This is a genomic window from Bradyrhizobium acaciae (genome assembly GCF_020889785.1).
GTDB classification, from domain to species: Bacteria; Pseudomonadota; Alphaproteobacteria; order Rhizobiales; family Xanthobacteraceae; genus Bradyrhizobium; species Bradyrhizobium acaciae.
Genome location: NZ_JACMYK010000054.1, coordinates 25,549 through 45,650 on the forward strand (window position 1 = coordinate 25,549; position 20,102 = coordinate 45,650).

Here is a 20,102-nt window from a genome sequence, read left to right on the forward strand (position 1 = left end):
CCGGTTTTCCGATCAGATCATGCTCAACCGAGACTCGAATGGAGGACACAGTGAGTAACGATCCCGTCGTCGCGATTGTCGGCGTCACCGGTGCAGTCGGCGCCGAATTCATCGCCACCATGGACAAGCGCGGCTTCCGCGTGGGCAAGCTGAAGGCGCTGGCGAGCGCCCGCTCGGCCGGCAAGACCGTCACCTTCCGCGGCAAGCCGGTCGTGATCGAAGAGCTGAGCGAGCGCGCCTTCGAGGGCGTCGACATCGCGCTGTTCTCGGCCGGCAGCGGCATCTCCAAGAAGTTCGCACCGGTTGCGGTGAAGTCCGGCGCCGTCGTGGTCGACAACTCCTCGGCGTTCCGCATGGACCCAAACGTGCCGCTGGTGATCCCCGAAATCAACGCCAGGCGTATCCGCGACCACAAGGGCATCATCGCCAATCCGAACTGCGCCGCGATCACCGCGCTGGTGCCGCTTTGGCCGATCCACCAGAAGAACCGCATCAAGCGCGTGATCATCTCGACCTACCAGGCCGCGAGCGGCGCCGGCGCTGCCGCGATGGACGAACTCGTCGAATCCACCCGCGCCAATCTCAACGGACAGGTCTACACCCCGAAGGTGATGCCGCACCCCTACGCCTTCAACCTGTTCAACCACAACACGGCCGTTGATCCGGAAACCGGCTACAACGACGAGGAGACCAAGGTCATCAAGGAGACCCACAAGATCTTCGAGGACGAGAAGATCGCGGTCGGCGTCACCTGCGTGCGGGTGCCGGTGCTGCGCGCGCATTGCGAGGCGATCACCTTCGAATGCGAGAAGCCGATCACCGAGGACCAGGTGCGCGCGATCATGGCGCAGGCGCCGGGCGTCAAGATCGTCGACGATCGCGTCAAGAACTACTTCCCGATGCCGATCGACGCCTCTGGCCAGGACGACGTGCTGGTCGGCCGCATCCGCAAGGATCTCAGCGATCCCTCCGGCCATTCGATCTCGATGTTCGTCGCCGCCGATCAGCTGCTCAAGGGCGCCGCGCTGAACGCGGTGCAGATCGCCGAGCTGCTGCCCGAGCGCGCGATGGCGTGAGATGAAGACGTCGTTGCTAACTCCGTCATCCTGAGGTGCGAGCAGAGCGAGCCTCGAAGGATGCACGGCCCAAGTCGGGCCGTCGCCCTTCGAGGCCTCCGCTACGCTCCGGCACCTCAGGGTGACGGTGATGGAGCGTTGTTTGCGGAGTCAGTCGCCTGCCCGAAACAACAAACACGCATCGCCGTACGAATAGAACCGGTAGCCGTCCCTGATCGCGTGCGCGTAGGCGGCCTGCATCGTCTCGAGGCCGGAGAAGGCCGAGACCAGCATGAACAGCGTCGAGCGCGGCAAATGGAAATTCGTCAGCAGAATATCGACCGCGCGGAAACGATAGCCCGGCGTAATGAAGATCGAGGTCTCCGCCGCAAACGGCTGGATGGTGCCGTCGGCATTGGCGGCGCTTTCCAATAGCCGCAGCGACGTGGTGCCGATCGCAATGATCCGGCCGCCTTTTGCGCGCGCGGCATTCAATGCGTTAGCGGTCTCCGCGGTGATGCAGCCCCATTCGGCATGCATCTTGTGCTCGGAGGTTTCGTCCACCTTGACCGGCAGGAACGTCCCTGCCCCGACATGCAGCGTCAGCCGATGCAGCGCGACGCCACGGCTCTTCAGTGTGGCCTCCAGCGCCGGCGTGAAATGCAATCCGGCCGTCGGCGCTGCGACCGCGCCTTCATTGGCGGCAAACATGGTCTGGTAGTCGCTGACGTCCTGGTCGTCGGGCGTGCGCTTCGAGGCGATGTAGGGCGGCAGCGGTGTGGCACCGACATCGGCGATCGCCTGGTCGAGCACCGGACCGTGGAACGAGAATGACAGCGTCACCTCGCCCTCCTGTCCCTTGGCCTCGACCTGCGCGTCGAGATTGCCGAGCAGGCAGACCTTGCCTTCGTTGCCGAAGCGGATGGTGTCGCCGGGGGCGAGCTTCTTCGCCGGCTTCACCAGCGCCTGCCAGCGCGAGCCGTCGAGCCGCTTGATCAAGGTCGCCTCGATCTTCGGCTCGGTCTCGCGCCCGATGCGGCGGCCTTTGAGTTGGGCTGCGATCACCTTGGTGTCGTTGACGACGATCTGATCGCCCGGCGCCAGCCAATGCGGCAGGTCCGCGATGGTGGCGTCGCGCAGCACGCCGTCGGAATGCACCACCAGCATCCGCGCGGAATCGCGCGGGCTCGCGGGCCGAAGCGCGATGCTTTCGGGCGGCAGCTCGAAGTCGAAGAGATCGGTGCGCACGGCGCGATGACCACAACATTGTCAGTCCGGGGTCGTCGCTTTCGCGACGCCCCGGAATGACGGAGTGTTCGACTTACGCCGCGTCGGCGGCCATGCGCGCCTTGACGATCTTGTCCGGGTTCTGAACCGGCTCGCCGCGCTTGATCTTGTCGACGTTCTCCATGCCCTCGGTGACCTTGCCCCAGACCGTGTACTGGCCGTTGAGGAAGGAGGCGTCGTCGAAGCAGATGAAGAACTGGCTGTCGCCGGAATCCGGATTGGCGGCGCGGGCCATCGAGGCGGTGCCGCGGACATGCGGCTCCTTGTTGAACTCGGCCTTCAGCTTCTTGCCGGAGCCGCCCATGCCGGTGCCCTGCGGGCAGCCGGTCTGCGCCATGAAGCCGTCGATCACGCGATGGAACACGATGCCGTCGTAAAAGCCTTCACGGACCAGCTCCTTGATCCGCGCGACGTGGCCGGGCGCGAGATCCGGGCGCATCTCGATCGTGACCGGGCCCTGGGTGGTTTCGAGGATCAGAGTATTTTCGGTAGCAGCCATGCTCGCTTCTCCTGGCTTCGGGGTGGGTATTTCTTGTTCCTGAACGGGATCGCGAATGGGCGGCCAGCCACTGCGCCGCCCAGGCTCTCGGTAAATGGCATCGGCGTGCAGCGTTGCAACGCCTCCATCACCGCGACCCGGTATGCGATCCGGTCATTGTCGGTCGCCTCCTGCGATTCATAGCTGATCCTGGGATGTCCGAGGATCGCGCCCTCGCGGTTGAAGCTGACAATGACGGTAATGTCGATCGGGCCGGCCTTGTCCGCCGGCGGCGGCCGCCAGCAGCGGTGGACGGCAAGCACGACATCCCTGATCGTATTGAGTTGCTCCGGCGGCTCGGCCCGCGCCGGCACGGCGAGCGCAAGGCAGATCAGCGGCGCAGCGAACCAGGCAAGTGGTTTGCTGCGCGCCGCCATCCAGATCACTTGATGTCGGATGCGACCTGCACCTTCACCATCTTGTCGGGATCGGTGACGGTGCCGCCCGGCGAGCCCGCAGACGCCTTCTTCAGCTTGTCGACCACATCCATGCCCGACACCACCTCGCCGATCACGGTGTACTGGCCGTTGAGGCTCGATCCGTCGGCGAACATGATGAAGAACTGCGAATTGGCGCTGTCGACGCTGTCGCCGCGCCGGGCCATGCCGACGATGCCGCGCTTGAACGGGACCTGCGAGAATTCCTGCTTCAGGTTCGGGTATTTCGAGCCGCCGGTGCCGTTGAAGTTCTGGCCGTCGCCGGTCTGCGCCATGAAGCCATCCATCACGCGATGGAACGGCACGTTGTTGTAGAAGCCCTCGCGCGCCAACTGCTTGATGCGCTCGGCGTGCTGGGGCGCGATGTCGGTGCGCAGCTTGATGACGATGCGGCCCTTGGTGGTGTCGATCACGATCGCATTGGCCTTGTCGAGATTGGCAGGCAGCGGCTGCGCCACTGCGGGCACGACGCAGAGCAGCGCGGCGACGAATGCAAGAATGCGGATCATGGAAACTCCGGATCTCTGTAACGTTCGGGATGTGGCAGGCCGCCGGTATCAGCCGGCGAACTTGGCCTTCAGGCTAGCGGCGACTGATGACGGCACGAATGCAGAGAAGTCGCCGCCCATCTGGGCGATTTGGCGCACCAGTGTGGCGGTGATCGGGCGAACCGCGACCGACGCCGGAACGAACACGGTATGCACTTCGGGCGCCATGGCCTCATTCATGCCGGCGAGCTGCATCTCATAGTCGAGATCGGTGCCGTCGCGCAGGCCGCGAATCATCAGCGTGGCCTTGGCCGCACGGGCTGCGGCAACCGTGAGATTATCATAGGTCGCGCTCTCGAAGGCGCAGCCCGCGTTCTGGGCGATGGGCCCGAACACCTCGTGGACCATGGCCAGCCGCTCCTCGGTGGAGAACAGCGGCTTCTTGCCGGGATGGACGCCGATGGCGACGATCAGGCGGTCGCAGAGGAAGACGGCCTGTCTCACCACGTCCAGATGGCCGTTGGTGACGGGATCGAAGGAGCCGGGATAGATCGCGATACGGGACATGGCCCCTCCTAACCCGCCCGGCTCTCCCCGGCAAGCCGCCCGGGTTCCCGCGACCGCGCGAAATAAATTCCTCCTGGTCCAGTGAACGAGTTTTGGGATGCCAGCGTCTACGAGGGTGAATGTTTCGTCGGCCGTTGGCGGACGAAACAAAGCCGGTCCGCGACGAAACCATTTCCTGGGGTGGCGAAGACACCAGGAAACTTGCGGCCGGTAGACATTGGACAACGAAACGACGGGCCCGGGGGGTCCGATCACATGGGGACCGTCATGATCAAGGCACTTTCCGCTATCGCCGTTGCCGCGTTCATTGCCGCCGCGCTCACCGTTCTGCCGGGCTTTGCGCCGCAGGTCGAGGCCTCCACCCCGCAGCCACTGGCCAAGAGCGATCGTCTCGACATTCACCCGGTCGGCAAGGACTGCTCGCAGCAGGCCTGGCCGAATTTCGAAGCGTCCTGTCTGCGCAGCGCTGGCAACAAGACGGGGGTTCGCGAAGCCCGCCTCGTCACCGCCGATCGCACCCCGTAGGTGATTTGAGGACACCCGGCACTGGTCCAGGTGCAGCGACCAATCCCGACAATTTGCGTGGGCGTTGCCAAAATATCGAAAACAACCCCATGCAACGTGGCCGCCCGTCGCAGCAGCCCGAAGCGATCGCCTTGCCACTCCGCCGTGATCGGAGCGGAAACCGGCCCGTCAGTTCGGTGCAAGCTCAATCCGTCACACAAAACCCAATGGTAATTTGCGACGTCCCGTCGCAGACTATCGTCTAAGGCGCCCGACCGGATGACCCGGCGAGCGCAAGCCATCGGGGGATTGCCGTGACCAGTACGCCCGCCATCGTTTCTTCCGGCCATCCTCCAAGCAGTCCGATTCCGGTTGCCGTCACGCTTGGTGCCCTCGGCGTCGTCTATGGCGACATCGGCACCAGCCCCCTTTACGCCCTGAAGGAAGCTGCCAAGGCCGCCGCCCATGGCGGACCACTCAGCCAGAGTGCGGTGCTTGGCACGGTCTCGCTGATCCTGTGGGCGCTGATCCTCATCATTTCAGTCAAATACGCGATGCTGATCCTGCGCGCGGACAACCGCGGTGAAGGCGGTATCGTCGCCCTGCTGGCGCTGCTCTCGGCGCGCAATGCCGCGCCCGGCACCTGGCGCGCCCATCTGCTGGTCGTCGGCCTGATCGGCGCGGCCCTGCTCTATGGCGACGGTGCGATCACGCCGGCAATTTCCGTGCTGTCGGCGATCGAAGGCCTCAAGGTCGACGCGCCTTCGCTGACGCCGGCGGTGGTGCCACTCACCGTCGTGATCCTGATCGGCCTGTTCTTCATGCAGAAGCAGGGCACGGGCTTCATCGGCAAGATCTTCGGCCCGGTGATGCTGTTCTGGTTCGCCGTGCTCGCAGCGCTCGGCATTCACGGCATCGTCAAGGCGCCCGGCGTGCTGGTCGCACTGAGCCCGTTCTATGCATTCGATTTCCTGATCCATCAGGATTTTCACGTCAGCTTCGCCATCCTCGGCGCCGCATTCCTCGCGGTCACCGGCGGTGAGGCGATGTATGCCGACATGGGGCATTTCGGCCGCTTTCCGATCCGACTCGCCTGGTTCGCCATCTGCCTGCCCGCGCTGGTGCTGAACTATTTCGGCCAGGCCGGCGAGCTCATCAACAACCCGAACTCGATCGACAACCCGTTCTTCCAGCTTGCACCCGACTGGGCGCATTACCCGCTCGTCCTGCTCGCGACCGTTGCCACCGTGATCGCTTCGCAGGCCATCATCTCCGGCGTGTTCTCGCTGACCCAACAATCGATCCAGCTCGGCTTCCTGCCGCGCATGCACATCGAGCACACCACGAGCGACGCGATCGGGCAGATCTATGTGCCGCTGGTGAACTGGCTGCTCGCGGCGGCAACGCTCGGCGCCGTGCTCGCCTTCGGCACCTCGGACGCCCTCGCCGGCGCCTACGGCATCGCCGTGTCGCTGCTGATGGCGATCACCACGCTGCTCGCCGCGCTGGTCGCGATCCAGTGGGGCTATCCGCCGATCGTCGTGCTCGCGGTGAACGGCTTCTTCTTCATCATCGATGCGATCTTCTTCGCGGCGAATACCGAGAAGCTGTTCGAAGGCGGCTGGTTCCCGCTGCTGCTCGCGGCCGCGGTGGCGTTCCTGATGCTGACCTGGCGCAGCGGCGTGAAGCTGGTCGAAAAGGCGCGCGCCAAGCTGCGCCAACCGGAAGAGGATCTGATCGAGACCGCGGTCAACAAGTGCAGCGCGCGCCTGCCCGGCACCGCCGTGTTCCTGGCCTCAGCCCCCAACGGGGTGCCGCTCGCGCTGACCCAGTTCGTCAAGCACAATCACGTGCTGCATCAGCGCGTGCTGCTGGTCACCGTGCAGATCGAGGAGCGGCCCAGGATTTCGGACGAAGAGCGCGCCGACGTGATCGAGATCAGCCCGGGCATCACCCGCATCATCCTGCACTACGGCTTCATGCAATATCCAACCATCTATGAGGGCCTGAAGCTCGCCTGCCAGCAGAGCAAGCTGCCCGGCATCGATCTCTCCGACGTGACCTATTATATCGGCCGCGAAACCATCATCCCGCGGGAGGACGTTCCGGGCATGTGGGTGTGGCGGGAATCGCTGTTCGCCTTCCTGCAACGCAACGCCGAACGGTCCGCGGCCTTCTTCGGCGTGCCGACCGGTCAGGTGGTGGAGTTCGGTACGGAGATCGAGATCTGATCGCAGTATCTGCGTAGCCCGGATTTCGCTTCACGGCATCCGGGCTACGGATTTCTACGGATTTCTCCGAAACGGCGCGCTAGCCGCCGTTGCCGTTCTCGCCGTTTTCCTCTTCCGGAATGTGCTCGACCGAGACCACGTGCTCGTCCTCGGCGGTATCGAACACGATCACGCCCTGGGTCGAGCGGCCGGCGACGCGGATGTCGGCCACCGGGCAGCGGATCAGCTGTCCCTTGTCGGTGACCAGCATGATCTGGTCGGCGTCCTCGACCGGGAACGACGCCACCAGATTGCCGTTGCGGTTGTTGACGCTCATCGCAACGATGCCCTTACCGCCGCGGCCGGTGGTGCGGTACTCGTAGGACGAGGTCCGCTTGCCGTAGCCGTTGACCGAGACGGTGAGTACCACCTGCTCGGCCGCCGACAGCTCGGCATAGCGCTCCTGCGACAGCTGGATCGCGTTCGCGGTCTCCTCGCCCTCGGCCTCGACCGGTTCCTCGGCCGTGGTCTCGCCGGCCACCGCGCGGCGCATCTTCAAATAGGCCGAGCGCTCGTCCGAGGTGGTCTCGACGTGGCGCAGGATCGCCAGCGAGATCAGCTTGTCGGCCTCGGGGAGCGCAATGCCGCGCACGCCCATCGAGGTGCGGCCGGTGAAGACGCGCACATCGGTGACCGGGAAGCGGATGCACTGGCCGCCGGCGGCGGTCAGCAGCACGTCGTCACGCTCGGTGCAGATCTGCACGTCGACGATCGCCTCGCCCTCGCCGAGCTTCATGGCGATGATGCCGGAGCGGCGGACGTCGACGAAATCCGACAGCTTGTTGCGGCGAACCGTGCCGCCTGTTGTCGCGAACATCACGTCGAGATTGGCCCAGGAGGATTCATCCTCCGGCAGCGGCATGATCGTGGTGATGCGTTCGCCCTGCTCCAGCGGCAGGATGTTGATCAGCGCCTTGCCGCGCGCGTTTGGCGCGGCCATCGGCAGCCGCCAGACCTTCTCCTTGTAGACCTGGCCGCGCGACGAGAAGAACAGCACCGGCGTGTGCGTGGACGCCACGAACAGGCGCGAGACGAAATCCTCGTCGCGGGTCTGCATGCCGGCGCGGCCCTTGCCGCCGCGGCGCTGTGCCCGGTAGGTCGACAGCGGCACGCGCTTGACGTAGCCCGCATGCGACACCGTCACGACCATGTCCTCGCGCTGGATCAGGTCCTCGTCCTCGACCTCGCCTTCCTGCTCGATGATCACGGTCTTGCGCGGCGTAGCGAACTGCTCCTTCACCTCGGCGAGCTCGGTCTTGACGATGCCCTGCACGCGGGCGCGCGAGCGCAGGATGTCGAGGTAGTCGGCGATCTCAGCCGCGAGCTTGTCGAGCTCCTCGGAAATCTCGTCGCGCCCGAGCGCGGTCAGGCGTTGCAGGCGGAGGTCGAGGATGGCCCTGGCCTGCTCCATCGACAGCCGCAGCGTGCCGTCGTCGTTGATGCGATGCCGGGGATCGTCGATCAGCGTGATCATGGCCTCGACGTCGCGCGCCGGCCAGTCGCGCGACATCAGCGACTCACGCGCGGTGTTCGGATCGGGCGAGGTTCGGATGACACGGATCATCTCATCGATGTTGGCGACGGCGATCGCAAGGCCGACCAGGATATGGGCGCGATCGCGGGCCTTGCCGAGCAGGAACTTGGTCCGCCGGGTCACCACCTGCTCGCGGAACGCGACGAAGATGGTGAGCAGGTCCTTCAGATTCATCGTCTGCGGACGACCGGAATCCAGAGCCAGCATGTTGGCCGGGAAATTGGTCTGCAGCGGCGTGAACCGGTAGAGCTGGTTGAGCACCACATCGGGCACCGCTTCGCGCTTCAGTTCGATGACGACGCGATAGCCGTCGCGGTCGGACTCGTCGCGGAGATCGCCGATGCCCTCGATCTTCTTCTCTTTCACGAGGTCGGCGATACGCTCGACCATCGTCGCCTTGTTCACCTGATAGGGAATTTCGGTGATGATGATGGCTTCGCGATCCTTGCGGATGGTGTCGATCGCGACCTTGCCGCGCATCACGATCGAGCCGCGGCCGAGATGGTAGGCCGAGCGGATGCCCTGGCGGCCGAGGATGACGCCGCCGGTCGGGAAGTCAGGTCCGGGAATGATGTCGATCAGTTCGTCGATCGTGAGCGCCGGATTGTCGATCAGCGCCACGCAGGCGTCGACGACCTCGCCGAGATTGTGCGGCGGGATGTTGGTCGCCATGCCGACGGCGATGCCGCCGGCGCCATTGACCAGCAGGTTCGGGAACCGGGCCGGCAGAACCGACGGCTCTTTCTCCGAGTTGTCGTAGTTCGGCTGGAAATCGACGGTCTCCATGTCGATATCGGCGAGAACCGCCAGCGCCGCCTTGGTCAGCCTCGCCTCGGTGTATCGATAGGCCGCCGGCGGATCGCCGTCGACCGAACCGAAATTGCCCTGGCCGTCGATCAGCGGCACCCGCAGCGAGAAATCCTGCGCCATGCGGACCATCGCGTCGTAAATCGACTGGTCGCCATGCGGGTGATATTTACCGATCACGTCGCCGACGACGCGCGCGGACTTCACGTACTTCTTGTCCGGGGTGTGTCCCTGCTCGTGCATCGAGTAGAGAATGCGCCGATGCACCGGCTTCAGCCCGTCGCGGGCATCGGGCAGCGCACGCGACACGATCACGCTCATCGCGTAATCGAGGTAGGACTTCTTCATCTCGTCGAGGATGGAAACGGGACGAATATCTGAGGGCACCGGCGGCTCGCCGGGCTTGTCGTCTTCGGGTTCGGACAAAGGGGAAATCCGGTCAGTTTTACTGGGGAATCATATAGCCCATCGAGGGTCTGATAACCACCCTTCGGCGGCTCCCGCAAGCCGTTTTTCCCTTCGTTTTTTCATGCACTTACTGGCGACACTGCAGGTTCCCGGACGGTCCGCTCCGGGCCGCGATTGCCTGACGGCAAAGGCCAGCTGGAACCGGCCTCGCAGCAGCCGCATTCGCACTTTCAGTGGCCGAAAATCACGGCGTGCATGATCCGTCCGGGCATGAAGGTGAACAGTCCGGCGATGACCAGCGCGCCGAAGAAGATGCCGATCATCGTGAACTTGTGGCTGCGGACGTTGTGGCTCCGGGCAGCCGTCACGCCGAGCACCAGCATGACCAGCGAGAAGATCGACAGCAGATGGATCGGGCTCCACGGCCCCACCAGGCGGATCTGGTGGATCCAGAACGAGCTCGCGGCGACGACCAGCATCAGGATCACCCAGATCCAGCCCAGCGTCCGATGCGGCAGCGTGCCCTTGGGCGCGGCGAGCTGAATGCAGCCGAGCACGAAGGCGGCCATTGCGGCAAAGGCATGGAGCGGGACCGCAGGCGCGGCGTCGAGCAACGGCGCGAGGCTCATGGAGGCGGCCCTCGAGTGAAGCGCGCGGCCGGACAGCGCTTGCCGCGGGCCAATGTAAATATCATTTACATCGACCTGTGTCAAAGTCCCGGGAACTCGCGCTGTTCACCGTCAGCGACGGAAAACACTCCAGATAGTTGGGAAGTTATCCTCACAATTCACATGAGGAAATTGCCATGACGCGTAGAGCCACCGTCCCGGGAAATGATCTTCACGGGGCGGCGGCCGACGTAATGTTCGAGGGGCGCGCTCAGAACGGGATGTCGTCGTCCATGTCGCTGTTGCGGCTGCCGCCGCCGGCGGCAACTGCGCGGCGCGGTGCCGAGCTGACCGGTCCGGACGAGCCGAAATCGCTGCCGCCATCATCAGAGAAGCTGCCGCCTCCACCGCTCCGCCCGTCGAGCATGGTGAGGTTGGAGTTGAAGCCCTGCAGCACGACTTCGGTCGAGTACTTCTCGACGCCGCTCTGGTCGGTCCATTTGCGGGTCTGCAACTGACCCTCGATGTACACCTTGGCGCCCTTCTTCAGATACTGCTCGGCGACCTTGCAGAGCCCCTCGTTGAAGATCACGACGCGGTGCCACTCGGTCTTCTCCTTGCGCTCGCCGGTGCCCTTGTCGCGCCAGGTTTCCGAGGTGGCGATGGAAAGATTTGCAATCGGACGGCCGTCCTGGGTCCGCCGGATTTCCGGATCCTTGCCGAGGTTTCCAACCAGGATCACCTTGTTCACGCTTCCTGCCATCGCATCATCTCCACTCAAAAACCGGGCGTCCGGACATCGGCCGCCGCTCTCAACCTTCGCCACTTACATTGCAGGCGTCGTGGATGACCCTATACGCCGGTGCCGGCTCGCCGCCTTGGTCCTCGCGCGGTTATCCACGATAATCAGATATAGCATTCCGGCCGGGAATGTTCCAGTTTTGTTCGCCACAACCAACCGTAGAAGCGGGCGCGAGCAATGGAGCGACAGCCGATTTCGGCTCAGGCCGCTGAGCGGCTTCGGCACTTTAGAAAATAAGTATATAAATCAGCATCTTATTCTCGCCGCACTTCTTCCCTGAGTGTGGCTTTTGGGAGACGGCCTTTCCGGTTGAATCAGCGTATAGCTACCAACCATCAGGCGGGCGCTCGCGTCTGAGTTCGGCTTCGGGACCCTTTTGGAAGCCGATCGGGAAGCTGGGGAGTTTGAAATGAAGAAGTTTTTGCTCGGAACGGTTGCTCTGTTCGCGTTTGCTGCGCCTGCCGCCGCCGCTGACCTCGCTGCGCGCCCCTACACCAAGGCGCCGCCGATGATCGCTGCCGTCTATGACTGGAGCGGCTTCTACATCGGCGCCAACGGCGGCTGGGGCTCGAGCCACAATTGCTGGGACCAGGTCCCGGGCGGCATCTTCATCGGATCGGATGGTTGCCATGATGCGACCGGCGGCGTCGCCGGCGGCCAGATCGGCTACCGTTGGCAGGCGGGCACCTGGGTGTTCGGCCTCGAAGCGCAGGGCGACTGGGCCGACCTGAAGGGCAGCAACAACAGCGCGATCTTCCCGGCCCTGTTCACCAACCAGACCAAGATCGACGCCTTCGGCCTGTTCACCGGCCAGATCGGCTACGCCGTCAACAACGTGCTGCTCTACGCCAAGGGCGGTGCGGCGCTGACCGACAACCGCTTCAGCACCTACTTCACGCCGACCGGCGCGCTCGCCGGCCGCGCCAGCGACACCCGCTGGGGTGGCACCATCGGCGCCGGCATCGAAGTCGGCTTCGCGCCGAACTGGACCGCAGGCGTCGAATACGATCACCTGTTCATGCAGGACAAGACCTACAACCTCACCACCCCGACCGGCGCGCTGTTCAGCAGCGTCCGTGATCGCCAGGACGTCGACCTCGTCACCGTCCGCGTGAACTACAAGTGGGGCGGCCCGGCCGTTGCGCGCTACTGATCGCGCGACCCGGATTTGATCCAGACGAAAGGCCGGCCTCGCGCCGGCCTTTTTGTTTGTGGGTCGCCCGCGAGCGGCGGCGCCGCGGTCGGCGACATCCTGCGTCGCTACAATGCCGGCTCTCGCCTACCTCCGCCGCAGCCGGCGACGCGCACGGGAGCTGCACCGGCGTCGAATGAATATTCGCCGCAAATTACTGAGGCGGCTGCCGCTCACGCACCGCTCCGTCGCATCGAAATACCGGAGCGCGCCTTGCGCCGGCTCTTCGCTGCGCATGCGCGCTACAGCCGTTTTCCGTGCATTGTGGTTTCACGGATACACAACCTCCAAGATTTCTATGTAGAAACACAGGATCGTCACGCGACACTGCTGTGACGCTCCCTTCAATGTTTTGAGGGGACAACAAGAAAATGGGACTGGGTCTTTGAAAATCAGGAATGTTTTGCTGGCATCGGCCGGCATGTTTGCACTGAGCGCTTTTGCACCTGCCAACGCCGCTGATATGGCGGCTCGCGCCCCCTACGTGAAGGCTCCGCCGCTGGCCGCGATCTACAACTGGACCGGCTTCTACATCGGCGGCTTCGGCGGCTACGCCAGCGAGAACTCCGGTAGTCCGAAGATGGAAGGCGGCTTCGCCGGCGGCACCATCGGCTACAACTGGCAGTCCGCCAACATCGTGTACGGCATCGAGGCCGACGGCGGCTGGGCTGACGTCGATGCGTCGGCCAGCGCGCTCGGCATCACCGTGAAGAGCAAGACCGATGCACTCGGCACCGTGCGCGGCCGCATCGGCTTCGCCGTCGACAAGGTGCTGTTCTACGGCACCGGCGGCTATGCCTGGATCGACAACAAGATCAGCGTCACCGCGCTCGGCGTGACCGCCTCGCAGAGCAACTTCCACTCCGGCTGGACCGTCGGCGCCGGCATCGAGGCGTTCATCGCCCCGCAGTGGTCGATCAAGGGTGAGTACCTGTATCGCAGCCTCGGCGGCGAGAGCTATTTCGGTGTGCCCACCGGCGACCTCAACCTGCACAGCGTGCAGTTCGGCGTGAACTATCACTTCGGCGGCCCGATCGTCGCCAAGTACTGAGCAAGTACCAAGCTGATCCGAGAAGTTCGGATCGCTCGGAAAGGCCGGCCTCGCGCCGGCCTTTTTGCGTGAGAGCCGTTTTCGAGCGAAGCGGATCCCGGTTCGCGTTACAGAAATCCGCCAGAACAAGAACCCGGAGCCCTGTTCCGACTCCGTCGGGACGGGAAAAGCCTCCAGCGGAACCGGTCCTGCTGACGGCTGCTGCCATCAGGCAAACTATCCGTTGATGGACCCGACTCAGCACTGGAAATTGTCGACCGTTCTTCCTACGTTCCAGTCTTCACACCCATCGGCGCAAGGTCCCGGCATCACCGGCGATGCGCGCCCAAAAGGCGCCCGATCATGCGCCCGGAACTGTCGCAATGGATGAAGTGCTCAAGGCGAAGCGCCAACAGAACGCCGGCTCCTCATCGCGCGCCATCACGATCCGCGGCGCGCGCGAACACAATCTGAAGAACATCGACGTCGAGATTCCGCGCGACAAGCTCGTGGTGTTCACCGGCCTGTCCGGCTCCGGCAAATCGTCGCTCGCATTCGACACCATCTACGCCGAGGGCCAGCGCCGCTACGTCGAGTCGCTGTCGGCCTATGCGCGGCAATTCTTGGAGATGATGCAGAAGCCCGACGTCGACCAGATCGACGGCCTGTCGCCGGCGATCTCGATCGAGCAGAAGACCACGTCGAAGAACCCGCGCTCCACCGTCGGCACCGTCACCGAGATCTACGACTACATGCGCCTGTTGTGGGCCCGCGTCGGCGTGCCCTATTCGCCCGCCACCGGCCTGCCGATCGAGAGCCAGATCGTCTCGCAGATGGTCGACCGCGTGCTGGCGCTGCCGGAAGGCACGCGACTGTATCTGCTGGCGCCCGTCGTGCGCGGCCGCAAGGGCGAGTACAAGAAGGAGCTCGCCGAGTACCTCAAGAAGGGCTTTCAGCGCGTCAAGATCGACGGCACCTTCTACGAGCTGTCGGAAGCGCCCGCGCTCGACAAGAAATTCCCGCACGACATCGACGTCGTGGTCGACCGCATCGTGGTGCGCCCCGACCTTGCCCAGCGCCTCGCGGAAAGTTTCGAGACCGCGCTGAAGCTCGCCGAGGGCCTCGCGGTGATCGAATACGCCGACGCGCCGGTGGCGGCGCAGGACGAGAAGAAAGAAGACAAGAAGAAGACCGCAAAAATCCACGACAAGAGCGGCCCCGAGCGCATCCTGTTCTCCGAGAAGTTCGCCTGCCCGGTCTCCGGCTTCACCATCCCCGAGATCGAGCCCAGACTCTTTTCCTTCAACAATCCGTATGGCGCCTGCCCGGCCTGCGGCGGCCTCGGCGTCGAGCAGCATATCGACGAGGACCTGGTCATCCCCGACAAGGAGCTGACCCTGCGCAAGGGCGCGATCGCGCCGTGGGCGAAGTCGTCCTCGCCCTATTACATCCAGACCCTGACCGCGCTCGGCAAGCACTACAAGTTCACGCTCGACACCAAGTGGAAGGACCTGACCAAGAAGGTCCAGAACGCGCTGCTGCACGGCTCCGGCGACGACGAGATCAAGTTCTCCTATGAGGACGGCGTCCGCTCCTACGACACCAAGAAGCCGTTCGAGGGCGTCGTCACCAACATCGACCGCCGCTACCGCGAGACCGAGAGCGAGTGGGCGCGCGAGGAGCTCGGCAAGTATTTCTCCGACGTGCCCTGCGAAGGTTGCCACGGCTACCGCCTGAAGCCCGAGGCGCTGTGCGTCAAGATCGGGGCTAGGCACATCGGCGAGATCTCGGAGCTCTCGGTGAAGCGCGCCGGCGAATGGTTCGAGACGGTGCCCGAGGCGCTGAATGCGCAGCAGAACGAGATCGCCGCGCGCATCCTCAAGGAGATCCGCGAGCGTCTGACCTTCCTGCTCGATGTCGGCCTGAATTACCTGACGCTGTCGCGCTCGTCCGGCACCCTGTCCGGCGGCGAGAGCCAGCGCATCCGCCTCGCCTCGCAGATCGGCTCGGGACTGACCGGCGTGCTCTACGTGCTGGACGAGCCGTCGATCGGCCTGCACCAGCGCGACAATGCGCGCCTGCTCGACACGCTGAAGCGGCTGCGCGACCTCGGCAACACCGTGGTCGTGGTCGAGCATGACGAGGATGCCATTCGCCTTGCCGATTACGTGCTCGACATCGGCCCCGGCGCCGGCATGCATGGCGGCCACATCGTCGCCGAAGGCACGCCCGACCAGATCATGCGCAATCCGAAGTCGCTGACCGGCAAGTACCTCACCGGCGAGCTTTCGGTGCCGGTGCCCGACCGGCGGCCGCCGAACCACCGCCGCACCATCAAGGTCATCAACGCGCGCGGCAACAATCTGAAGAACGTCTCGGCCGAAATTCCGCTCGGCCTGTTCACCTGCGTGACCGGCGTCTCCGGCGGCGGCAAGTCGACCTTGCTGATCGACACGCTCTACAAGTCGATCGCCCGCAAGCTGAACAACGCCAGCGAGGGCGCGGCGCCGCACGACCGCATCGAGGGCCTCGAGCACATCGACAAGATCATCGACATCGACCAGTCGCCGATCGGCCGCACGCCGCGCTCCAACCCCGCGACCTATACCGGCGCCTTCACGCCGATCCGCGAATGGTTCGCCGGCCTGCCGGAGGCGAAGGCCCGCGGCTACGAGCCCGGGCGCTTCTCCTTCAACGTCAAGGGCGGCCGCTGCGAGGCCTGCCAGGGCGACGGCGTCATCAAGATCGAGATGCACTTCCTGCCCGACGTCTACGTCACCTGCGACACCTGCAAAGGCAAACGCTACAACCGCGAGACACTGGAGGTGCTGTTCAAGGGCAAGAGCATCGCCGACGTGCTCGACATGACGGTCGAGGAAGCCGCCGAGTTCTTCAAGGCGGTGCCGCGCGTGCGCGAGACCTTCCAGACCCTGCATCGCGTCGGCCTCGACTACATCCATGTCGGCCAGCAGGCCACCACGCTGTCGGGCGGCGAAGCCCAGCGCGTCAAATTGGCAAAAGAGCTGTCAAAGCGCGCCACCGGCCGCACGCTCTACATCCTGGACGAGCCGACCACCGGCCTGCACTTCCATGACGTGGCAAAACTGCTCGAGGTGCTGCACGAGCTGGTCGCCCAGGGCAACACGGTCGTGGTGATCGAGCATAATCTCGAAGTCATCAAGACCGCCGACTGGGTGATCGATCTCGGCCCCGAAGGCGGCGACGGCGGCGGAGAGATCGTCGCCTGGGGACCGCCGGAGGACATCGTGAAAGCGCCGAGGAGCTACACCGGCAAATTCCTGGCGCCGGTGCTGAAGAAGGCGAACAGCAAGCCGAGGAAGAACAGTGCGAGCGAGGCGGCGGAGTGAGGGGCGTAACCGCCCCCGACTTTCGCGTTTTTCCAGTGACGTGGCCATCCGATTTAAGATGGCGCTCGTCTTCTACGTCTCGGCTTTTGCGGTGAGATGTTGTGATTGAAAATCACCCTCTTCTGAAGGTGTTGGCAAACTGGCCAGGTCGTGTTTCGACGCAGCTTGCTTTTGAGACGCGCGGCTTTCTGGTCCACAGGGCACGGCAGAACCGAATGATCGAGTTCTGCGGTCAACATCAGGCGGAATTGCTCAATCGATATTGGGATGAAGTCGCATTGGAGACAATGCGGTGCGCAGGCAAGGTTATTTCAGACCAGCGGATATTTGGTATTGAGCCAAAATACCGGTCTACATTTTTGGACGAACTCTTTGCGACCAGGGATTTTGTCGAGCCTCCATTTCGCTATCCACCCCTCGTCAGATGCTTGTTTGAGCATATCAAGAAAACCGGGCATGACGCAGAGTTCAGCACGAACGAAGCAGCCTTCATAAGGAATCAGAAGAAGCACGAGAGCGAACGTTTTGGAATTCAGACGACAGGCTGGACAGGAAAGAAGCGCGACGTCATTCCCTTCATTGATGAATTTTGCTCGGCGCAAGCATTTGAACGCCGTCGTCACCGCTGGCATCGGAATCTAGACTGCGGCCTTGTCTTCGAAGTCGGCGCTGATCTCGCGGGGAGTCAGTATTGTACCCAAATGCCATTGATATTTCGGATATTCCACGCGGACGATCCCAAGTTTGTATTTGAGTTGGGAGGGAATGAACCGTTTGATCAGCTTATCTACGGAAGTCGATTGTACGGAGGAGGAGGAGATGCCAGCGATTTTGTTTTGGGAGTTCGGGCTAACATTGAATTGTTCGATGTAATCGCCGCATCCTTTGGGGCTTCTTAGCGCGTAGGATGGGTAGAGCGAAGCGAAACCCATCAAGTCATTCCGCGACACGAATGATGGGTATCGCTTCGCTCCACCCATCCTACGGAGTGCCGCGGTAAGTGGCGATCTGCCAGACGTTTGCCCAAGAATCCCGGACCATCGCTCGTCTGTCGCAGTAAGGCGTATCCGCGGGGGTCTCGATCGATTCTGCCCCTGCCGCCACCGCGCGTCGGTAGGTCTCGTCGGTGTTCTGAACATAGACGTAGAGAAAGGCCGGCATCGCCTCGCGGACTCCTCCGCCGTCGCTGATCAGGATGATCGAGTCTCCGATCCGGATTTCCGTGGGCGCGCCGGACCGGACTTCGCCTTGCGCAGCGAAAACATCTCGCAGGAATCCGACCAGCCCGATGAGGTCGGGCGTGACAATCCTCGGGATGACGGAAGGCCAGCCGACGGGTTTGTATTGGGTCATGTGCCTGATTTTGACTCAGTAGATAGCCCGGATGAGCGAAGCGATATGCGGGTTTATCGGCCGGACAGCTTCAGCGCCCCCGCATGTCGCTTCGCTCATGCAGGCTACGACGCCGCCCCCTCTCCGAGCTACACCGCCCAATAATTCGGGTGCGTATACGACCGGGAGCGGTCGCCCCAGTCGAATTCGTCGCCGTCGAACTCCGACGGCCCCGTGCGCAAATCCTCCAGCGTCACTTCGGCCTCGAAGGCCTGCCGGTTGGGATCGAAGTGGAGCGCGGTCCATCTGATGGGATAGTGGTGGTGACTGCTTAGCACGCCGCCAGTCTTGATGATGGCGTAGGCCACCGTTCCGCTCACCTTGTCGAGCATCAGCCGCTCGATCGAACCGAGCTTCGCACCATCGCGCCCGAAGACGCAGACGTGCTCGACGCGGTCACTGGGCACCAAGGTATGATGCATGGCATCCTCCCTGTTTTCTCCCTGTTTTCCCTTGTTCGGGCGGTATCATACGCCCAATACCTTGATCGGCCAATGGGGCGCGCGAGCGCGCGCAATAATCTCCCATGGCGTTGGACCGTCACACCCATCCGGCGTGGTTTTGATCCAGCGCAAAGTTGGCGACGGTCTTTTCGTCTATTGGTTTGCGCAGCCTTTTGCGTGGATCAGTGCCATGATCATCGACATGCTGTCCCGGGAACACCGCAACATCGAGCGGCTGCTCACCGTTCTCGAGCATGAGCTGGATATTTTCGATCACGCCGGCCGTCCGGATTACGAAGTGATCGGCAGCATCATCGCCTATTTCGAGGTCTATACCGAGCTCTATCATCACCGTCAGGAAGATCTGATCTTCGCAAAGCTCGCGCATCGCGATCCGGCGACCGCCGCGAAGATGGGCGATCTCGCGCGCGAGCATCAGAAGGGCTCCGATCGTCTGCACTTCGTCGCCCATGCCGTCGCCAATGTGCGCGCGGGCGCCGAGATACCGCGCGAAAACGTGGACGCCGTCATCCGCGATTTCCTGGCGCACGAGCGGCGGCACATCATGATGGAAGACCGCGATTTCTTCCCCGCCGCGGTCAAGGCATTGACGCCGCAGGATTGGGCCGACATCGCCTCGACCCTCTCCCCGCACAAGGACCCGTTGTTCAGCGATGCGACCGAGGCGCGATTCGACGTGCTGCGCGCCCACATCATGGAACTGGAGAAGGAGGCTGAAGCCGAGCGGCATTAGAGCGTGACCCGGAAAAGTGGAAACCGGCTTTCCCTCGCGGCAACGCGGAACGCGTTTGTGCGGAGATCATGCTCGAACCAACAGATCAGATCGACCCGACATCCCACCAATTGCAATCCAAACTGTTTCCGGAGAAATTCATGATGGAGACGAAATTTGCCGTGGCCTGCGCCGTCGGCAACATGACCCTCGCCACCGCCCTGCTCGCGACTTCGGCTGCGCCGGCCTGGGCGCTCGATGGCGATCCGATTGCGGGCCAGGCAATCTTCCAGCGGACCTGCCAGAACTGCCATTCACTGGACGTCGGCGTCAACAAGATCGGCCCGAGCCTTTGGCACGTCGTCGGCCGCCAGCCGGCGTCGGTCCAGGGGTTCGACTATTCAGAGGCGATGCGCGGCAACAAGACGCCTTGGGACATCGCAGCGCTGGATTCCTATCTCGCCGACCCCCGCGGCGACGTTCACGGCGTGAAGATGTTCTTCAAGGGGCTCGGCGACGCCCGCGACCGCGCCGACGTGATCGCCTATCTGCAAACCAAGCAGTGAGCCTCGATATCGGGAGGCGATCGGCAACTCGCCCGGATGCGCGAAGCGATATCCGGGCTAGAGCGTGATGAGA

Annotated in this window: 20 protein-coding genes; 10 read left to right on the forward strand and 10 right to left on the reverse strand. The window is 63.5% G+C overall.

Annotated features, from left to right (window positions below; all coding sequences use genetic code 11):
- The first annotated feature begins 38 nt into the window (after positions 1-38).
- Positions 39-1,076: an aspartate-semialdehyde dehydrogenase gene (locus H8A92_RS20935; RefSeq protein ID WP_229197497.1), complete on the forward strand. Its 1,038-nt coding sequence runs from the start codon at positions 39-41 to the stop codon at positions 1,074-1,076.
- Positions 1,077-1,226: 150 nt separating this feature from the next.
- On the opposite strand, the gene queA is transcribed toward H8A92_RS20935, so the two are convergent.
- The 5 genes from queA to coaD form a co-directional block, all read right to left on the reverse strand.
- The gene (queA, locus tag H8A92_RS20940) at positions 1,227-2,303 is read right to left on the reverse strand and encodes a tRNA preQ1(34) S-adenosylmethionine ribosyltransferase-isomerase QueA (protein ID WP_229197498.1); all 1,077 of its coding nucleotides are present in this window, start codon (positions 2,301-2,303) and stop codon (positions 1,227-1,229) included.
- 73 nt (positions 2,304-2,376) lie between these two features.
- Complete coding sequence (locus tag H8A92_RS20945; protein WP_021081268.1) at positions 2,377-2,841, reverse strand: peptidylprolyl isomerase; 465 nt, start codon at positions 2,839-2,841, stop codon at positions 2,377-2,379.
- The gene (locus tag H8A92_RS20950) at positions 2,817-3,257 is read right to left on the reverse strand and encodes a TonB C-terminal domain-containing protein (protein WP_229197499.1); all 441 of its coding nucleotides are present in this window, start codon (positions 3,255-3,257) and stop codon (positions 2,817-2,819) included. Before H8A92_RS20950 ends, H8A92_RS20945 begins: the two co-directional genes overlap by 25 nt.
- 5 nt (positions 3,258-3,262) lie before the next feature.
- Positions 3,263-3,826, reverse strand: a complete 564-nt coding sequence (locus H8A92_RS20955; RefSeq protein ID WP_229184909.1) for a peptidylprolyl isomerase — start codon at positions 3,824-3,826, stop codon at positions 3,263-3,265.
- 48 nt (positions 3,827-3,874) lie between these two features.
- Positions 3,875-4,372 carry a pantetheine-phosphate adenylyltransferase gene (gene coaD / locus H8A92_RS20960; protein WP_050400493.1) on the reverse strand — a complete coding sequence of 166 codons (498 nt, stop codon included), beginning with the start codon at positions 4,370-4,372 and terminating at the stop codon, positions 3,875-3,877.
- Positions 4,373-4,639: 267 nt separating this feature from the next.
- Here coaD and H8A92_RS20965 point away from each other — a divergent pair, with 267 nt between their 5' ends.
- Positions 4,640-4,897, forward strand: a complete 258-nt coding sequence (locus H8A92_RS20965; protein ID WP_229197500.1) for a hypothetical protein — start codon at positions 4,640-4,642, stop codon at positions 4,895-4,897.
- 311 nt (positions 4,898-5,208) lie between these two features.
- The gene (locus H8A92_RS20970; RefSeq protein WP_420831347.1) at positions 5,209-7,107 is read left to right on the forward strand and encodes a potassium transporter Kup; all 1,899 of its coding nucleotides are present in this window, start codon (positions 5,209-5,211) and stop codon (positions 7,105-7,107) included.
- Positions 7,108-7,186: 79 nt separating this feature from the next.
- Here H8A92_RS20970 and gyrA read toward each other — a convergent pair whose 3' ends face one another.
- From gyrA to H8A92_RS20985, 3 genes are all read right to left on the reverse strand, one after another.
- On the reverse strand, positions 7,187-9,913 hold the full coding sequence (gene gyrA / locus H8A92_RS20975; RefSeq protein ID WP_229197501.1) for a DNA gyrase subunit A: 2,727 nt from the start codon (positions 9,911-9,913) through the stop codon (positions 7,187-7,189).
- Positions 9,914-10,125: 212 nt separating this feature from the next.
- Positions 10,126-10,524: a DUF2306 domain-containing protein gene (locus H8A92_RS20980; protein WP_229197502.1), complete on the reverse strand. Its 399-nt coding sequence runs from the start codon at positions 10,522-10,524 to the stop codon at positions 10,126-10,128.
- Positions 10,525-10,774: 250 nt separating this feature from the next.
- Positions 10,775-11,266, reverse strand: coding sequence for a single-stranded DNA-binding protein (locus tag H8A92_RS20985; RefSeq protein ID WP_024583984.1), 492 nt, complete (start codon positions 11,264-11,266; stop codon positions 10,775-10,777).
- A 448-nt stretch (positions 11,267-11,714) separates the two neighbouring features.
- On the opposite strand from H8A92_RS20985, the gene H8A92_RS20990 reads away from it, so the two are divergent.
- From H8A92_RS20990 to H8A92_RS21010, 5 genes are all read left to right on the forward strand, one after another.
- A complete protein-coding gene (locus tag H8A92_RS20990; RefSeq protein WP_229197503.1) occupies positions 11,715-12,458 on the forward strand; it encodes an outer membrane protein in 744 nt (247 codons plus the stop codon).
- Between the two features lie 15 nt (positions 12,459-12,473).
- Positions 12,474-12,833 (forward strand): hypothetical protein, encoded by a 360-nt coding sequence (locus H8A92_RS20995; RefSeq protein WP_229197504.1) that lies wholly within the window; start codon positions 12,474-12,476, stop codon positions 12,831-12,833.
- A gap of 85 nt (positions 12,834-12,918) precedes the next feature.
- Positions 12,919-13,548, forward strand: a complete 630-nt coding sequence (locus H8A92_RS21000) for an outer membrane protein (RefSeq protein WP_233285548.1) — start codon at positions 12,919-12,921, stop codon at positions 13,546-13,548.
- A 362-nt stretch (positions 13,549-13,910) separates the two neighbouring features.
- Positions 13,911-16,895 carry an excinuclease ABC subunit UvrA gene (uvrA, locus tag H8A92_RS21005; protein ID WP_229197505.1) on the forward strand — a complete coding sequence of 995 codons (2,985 nt, stop codon included), beginning with the start codon at positions 13,911-13,913 and terminating at the stop codon, positions 16,893-16,895.
- 101 nt (positions 16,896-16,996) lie between these two features.
- The gene (locus tag H8A92_RS21010) at positions 16,997-17,794 is read left to right on the forward strand and encodes a hypothetical protein (RefSeq protein WP_229197506.1); all 798 of its coding nucleotides are present in this window, start codon (positions 16,997-16,999) and stop codon (positions 17,792-17,794) included.
- A gap of 82 nt (positions 17,795-17,876) precedes the next feature.
- Here H8A92_RS21010 and H8A92_RS21015 read toward each other — a convergent pair whose 3' ends face one another.
- The gene (locus tag H8A92_RS21015) at positions 17,877-18,248 is read right to left on the reverse strand and encodes a VOC family protein (RefSeq protein ID WP_229197507.1); all 372 of its coding nucleotides are present in this window, start codon (positions 18,246-18,248) and stop codon (positions 17,877-17,879) included.
- Between the two features lie 128 nt (positions 18,249-18,376).
- The gene (locus H8A92_RS21020) at positions 18,377-18,709 is read right to left on the reverse strand and encodes a PRC-barrel domain-containing protein (protein WP_229197508.1); all 333 of its coding nucleotides are present in this window, start codon (positions 18,707-18,709) and stop codon (positions 18,377-18,379) included.
- 211 nt (positions 18,710-18,920) lie between these two features.
- On the opposite strand from H8A92_RS21020, the gene H8A92_RS21025 reads away from it, so the two are divergent.
- Positions 18,921-19,484: a hemerythrin domain-containing protein gene (locus H8A92_RS21025; RefSeq protein WP_229197509.1), complete on the forward strand. Its 564-nt coding sequence runs from the start codon at positions 18,921-18,923 to the stop codon at positions 19,482-19,484.
- A gap of 140 nt (positions 19,485-19,624) precedes the next feature.
- Positions 19,625-20,029 carry a c-type cytochrome gene (locus tag H8A92_RS21030; RefSeq protein WP_229197510.1) on the forward strand — a complete coding sequence of 135 codons (405 nt, stop codon included), beginning with the start codon at positions 19,625-19,627 and terminating at the stop codon, positions 20,027-20,029.
- The last annotated feature ends 73 nt before the right edge of the window (positions 20,030-20,102 follow it).